General features: G+C 73.9%; 2 protein-coding genes. Both read left to right on the top strand.

Features of this window, described 5'->3' with window-relative positions:
- The first annotated feature begins 42 nt into the window (after positions 1-42).
- The gene (locus AOJ26_RS31815) at positions 43-3,549 is read left to right on the top strand and encodes a 5-oxoprolinase/urea amidolyase family protein (protein WP_053851831.1); all 3,507 of its coding nucleotides are present in this window, start codon (positions 43-45) and stop codon (positions 3,547-3,549) included.
- A gap of 28 nt (positions 3,550-3,577) precedes the next feature.
- The gene (gene atzF, locus AOJ26_RS31820) at positions 3,578-5,230 is read left to right on the top strand and encodes an allophanate hydrolase (protein WP_053851832.1); all 1,653 of its coding nucleotides are present in this window, start codon (positions 3,578-3,580) and stop codon (positions 5,228-5,230) included.
- Positions 5,231-5,296 lie beyond the last annotated feature (66 nt).

Genomic DNA, 5,296 nt, shown 5'->3' on the forward strand with positions numbered 1-5,296 from the left:
GCCCACCACCTGGCCCACGGCCCCCACCCCCGGAGCCGGCGCATGACCTTCGACACCCTCCTCGTCGCCAACCGGGGCGAGATCGCGGTCCGCATCCTCCGCACCGCCCGCGACCTGGGCCTGCGCACGGTCGCCGTGTACTCCGACGCCGACCGGTCCGCCCCCCACGTCCGCCTCGCCGACACGGCCGTACGCCTCGGCCCCGCGCCCGCGAAGGAGTCGTACCTCGACCCCGACCTCATCCTCAGGGCGGCCAAGGACACCGGCGCCGGCGCGATCCACCCCGGCTACGGCTTCCTCTCCGAGGACGCCGCCTTCGCCCGCCGCTGCGAGGACGCGGGGATCGTGTTCGTCGGCCCGACCCCCGCCCAACTGGAGCTGTTCGGCGCGAAGCACACGGCACGGGCCGCGGCGGAGGCGGCCGGGGTGCCGCTGGCGCCGGGAACGGGCCTGCTGCCGTCCCTGGACGAAGCCCTCGCCGCTGCCGGAGCCATCGGCTACCCCGTCATGCTCAAGGCCACCGGCGGTGGCGGCGGCATCGGCATGTCGGCCTGCCGCTCCGCAGGGGAACTGGCCGATGCCTGGGACCGGGTGCAGCGCGTCGCCGCCGCCTCCTTCTCCTCCGCGGGCGTGTTCCTGGAGCGGCTCGTCGAGCACGCCCGCCATGTCGAGGTGCAGGTCTTCGGCGACGGCGAGGGCACGGTCGTCACCTTCGGCGACCGCGACTGCTCCCTCCAGCGCCGCAACCAGAAGGTCGTGGAGGAGGCGCCCGCACCCGGCCCCCCCGCACACGTCCGCGCACAACTCGCTGCCAGCGCCCGCGACTTGTGCGCCTCGGTCGGTTACCGCTCCGCGGGCACCGTCGAGTTCGTCTACGACGCCGCCCGCGAGGAGGCCTTCTTCCTGGAGGTCAACACCCGTCTCCAGGTGGAGCATCCGGTCACCGAGGAGGTCTACGGCGTCGACCTGGTCGCCTGGATGCTGCGCCTGGCCCGGGGCGAGCGGGACGTCGTACGCGAACCGGACCCCCCGCGCGGCCACGCCGTCGAGGCCCGTGTCTACGCCGAGGACCCCTCGCGCGAACACCGGCCCAGCGCCGGGCTGTTGACGCGGGTCGAGTTCCCCACCGGGGTCCGCGTGGACACCTGGGCGGAGACCGGCACCGAGGTGACGACGTCGTACGACCCGATGCTGGCGAAGATCATCGCGTACGGCCCGGACCGCGCCCACGCGCTGCGGCGGCTGGACGAGGCCCTGGCGCGCACCCGTGTCGACGGCATCGAGACCAACCTGGGCCTGGTGCGGGCGGCGCTCGCCGACACCCGTTTCAGGACGGCCGCCCACTCCACGACGACCCTCTCCGGCGTGCAGGACCCGACCCCGCGCATCGAGGTCGTGGCCGCGGGCACCCTCACCACGGTCCAGGACTGGCCGGGCCGCACCGGCTACTGGCAGGTCGGCGTGCCCCCGAGCGGCCCGATGGACGACCGCTCCTTCCGGCTCGGCAACCGGGCGCTGGGCAACCCGGAAGGCGCCCCCGGCCTCGAATGCACCCTGCAGGGGCCGTCGTTGCGGTTCACCCGTCCCACGACCGTCTGTGTGACGGGCGCTCCTGCCCCGGTCACCGTCGACGGCACACCGGTGGCGCAGTGGGAGCCGGTGACCGTGCCCGCGGGCGGGGTCCTGGAGGTCGGCACACCCGCCGGGCCCGGCCTGCGCACGTACGTCCTGTTCGCGGGCGGCCTCGACGTCCCGGCCTTCCTCGGGAGCGCGAGCACCTTCACGCTGGGCCGCTTCGGAGGACACGGCGGACGGGCACTGCGGACGGGCGACGTGCTGCACGGCGGCCGCCGCGTCGACGGCACCCCCGTCGGGGAGCGCCCCTCCTTCACCTCCACCTGGCATCTGGCGGCCGTCGAAGGCCCGCACGCGGCACCGGAGTTCTTCACCGAGGAGGACGTCCACGACTTCTACGCCGCCGAATGGAAGGTCCACTTCAACTCGGCCCGCACCGGAGTCCGGCTGGTCGGTCCCAAGCCCCGCTGGGCGCGTACCGACGGCGGCGAGGCCGGCCTGCACCCGTCGAACATCCACGACACCCCGTACTCGGTCGGCGCGGTCGACTACACGGGCGACATGCCGGTGCTGCTGGGTCCGGACGGGCCCTCCCTCGGCGGATTCGTGTGCCCGGCGACCGTCGTCAGCACCGACCGCTGGAAGCTGGGCCAGCTCCGCCCCGGCGACACGGTCCGCTTCGTGCCGGTGCGCACCGACGGCTCGGCGCGCCCGGCGATCGTGGACGGCGGTGTCCTCGCCCGCGACGGCGATGTGACGTACCGCCGCAGCGGTGACGACAACCTGCTGGTCGAGTTCGGCCCCATGCAGCTGGACCTGGCGCTGCGCATGCGTGTCCACGCGCTGATGGAGGCGGTCGCAGCCCAGGGCCTGGACGGCGTCACCGACCTCACCCCCGGCATCCGCTCCCTCCAGATCCGCACGGACCCGGACCGGCTGCCCCAGAGCGAACTCCTGGCCGCCGTACGGGAGATCACCGCGTCCCTTCCCCCGTCCGACGAACTGGTCGTCCCCTCCCGCACGGTCCACCTGCCGCTCTCCTGGGACGACCCGGCGACCCGCGAGGCGATCGCCCGCTACATGGCGGGCGTGCGCGACGACGCCCCCTGGTGCCCGTGGAACATCGAGTTCATCCGCCGCGTCAACGGCCTGAGCTCGGTGGACGACGTCTTCCGCACGGTCTTCGACGCGGAGTACCTCGTCCTGGGCCTGGGCGACGTCTATCTGGGCGCCCCCGTGGCCACCCCCCTCGACCCGCGCCACCGCCTGGTGACCACGAAGTACAACCCGGCACGCACCTGGACCGCCGAGAACTCGGTCGGCATCGGCGGCGCGTACCTGTGCGTCTACGGCATGGAGGGCCCCGGCGGCTACCAGTTCGTGGGCCGTACGACCCAGGTGTGGTCGCCCTGGCAGCAGCGCGGCGCGTTCCAGCCGGGCTCACCCTGGCTGCTGCGCTTCTTCGACCGCATCAAGTGGTATCCGGTGAGCGCGGACGAACTCCTGGAACTGCGCGCCGACATCACCTCCGGCCGCTTCACGCCCCGTATCGAGGAGGGCACCTTCTCGCTCGCCGAGTACCAGGCCTTCCTCGCCGAACACGCCGATTCCATAGCGGAGTTCAGAGCGCGCCAGCAAGCGGCGTTCACTGCGGAGCGGGACGCGTGGGAGGCGGCGGGTGAGTTCGCGCGGGCCGAGTCGGCGACTCCGGTGGCGGCCGCCCCCGCCGACATCGCGGTCCCCGCCGGTGGCCGTCTGATCGAGGCCGAGTTCGCCGCCTCGGTATGGCAGTTGAACGTCGAGCCGGGCGACGAGGTGACGGCCGGGCAGCCGCTCCTCGCCCTGGAGGCGATGAAGATGGAGTCCAGGGTGCACGCGCCTGCGGCCGGTGTGGTCGCGGAGATCCTGGCCAGGCCGGGCGACCAGGTGGAGGCGGGCACGGCTCTGCTGGTCCTGGCCCCGCCCACGGCCTGAGGGCCGCACAGTGAAGGAGGAGCGAGCCATGTCCAGCACCGTCACCCGGGTCCGTGCCGCCTACGACCGCGTCGAAGCCGTGGGCCGCCCGGAGATCTGGATCGACCTGCGCCCGCGGGAGGAGGTCGAGGAGGAGGCCCGGGCGGTCGACGCACGGCTCGCGGCGGGCGAGCGGCTCCCCCTCGCGGGCCGTCTGTTCGCCGCCAAGGGCAACATCGACGTGGCGGGCCTGCCCACCACCGCGGGCTGCCCGTCGTACGCCTACCGGCCCGAGGTCGACGCCCCGGTGGTCGCCCGTCTCCGCGCGGCGGGCGCGATCGTGCTCGGCACCACGAACCTGGACCAGTTCGCCACGGGCCTGGTCGGCACCCGGTCCCCGTACGGCGCCGTCCGCAACGCGTACGACCCGGAGAGGGTGAGCGGCGGTTCCAGCTCCGGCTCGGCGGTCGCCGTGGCGCTGGGCATCGTCGACTTCTCCCTCGGCACCGACACGGCGGGCTCGGGCCGGGTCCCGGCCGCCTTCAACGGCATCGTCGGCCTCAAGCCCACCCGCGGCCTGGTCCCCACGACCGGGGTCGTCCCGGCGTGCGCCTCGATCGACTGCGTGACGGTCTTCGCCCGCACCCTCCCGGAGGCCGAACAGGCGCTCTCCCACATGGTGACGGGCACCGCCCCTTCCCTGCCCGGCCGCCGCCCCGGCCCCTGGCGGATCGCGGTCCCCGCACGCGAGCAGCTCGGCGAACTGGACGAGGGCTGGGCCCAGGCCTACGAGGCGGCCGTGGACCAGCTCGTCACGGCCGGCGCGTCCGTGCGCGAACTCGACCTCACGCCCTTCACCCAGGCCGCGGCGATGCTCTACGAGGGCGCGTTCGTGGCCGAGCGCTACACAGCGGTGGGAGCCTTTGTCGACAAGGCGACAGCGGCGAGGGACGACTCCCTCGACCCCACGGTCGCCGCCATCATCACCCGGGCCCGCGACCTCCCGGCCCACCAGCTCTACGCCGACCTGGACCGCCTGGCCGGGCTCCGCACCCGGGCGCTCACCGAACTGGCCGAAGCCGACGCCCTGTTGCTGCCGACCGCCCCGGGCCACCCCACCCTCGCCGAGGTCGCCGCCGACCCCCTGGGCGCCAACGCCCGCCTGGGCCGCTTCACCAACTCCACGAACCTCTTCGACCTGGCCGCGGTCGCCGTCCCGGCGGGCGAGGTGAACGGCCTGCCGTTCGGCGTGATGCTGATCGGCCCGGCACACACCGACGAGCGCCTGGCGAGGATCGCGAGCCTGCTCCAGCCGGAGACCCGCCTGGCGGTGGTCGGCGCCCATCTGACGGGCCAGCCGTTGAACCCCCAGCTCCTGTCCCTGGGCGCCCGCTACGACCGTACGACGACCACGGCCCCGGTCTACCGCCTGCACGCCCTGAGAACGGACCCGCCGAAGCCGGGCCTGGTCCACGTGGGCGAGGGCGGCGCGGAGATCGAGACGGAGGTGTGGCGCCTCCCGGCGGAGGGCCTGGGCCGCCTGCTGACAGGGCTCCCCCGCCCCATGGCCCTGGGCAGCATCGAACTCTCGGACGGAACCCGAGTTCCAGGCTTCCTGTGCGAACCCGGCGCATTGACGGACGCCGAGGACATCACGTCACACGGGAGCTGGCGGCACTACCTGGAACACAGGCCGAGCTGAGGTTTTGAGGGGCGCGGAGAACTGCGCGACCAGCCCCCACGCACCCGCACCGCCCCCGAACCCGTC

The organism is Streptomyces sp. NRRL B-24085 (genome assembly GCF_001282115.1).
Taxonomy (GTDB): domain Bacteria; phylum Actinomycetota; class Actinomycetes; order Streptomycetales; family Streptomycetaceae; genus Streptomyces.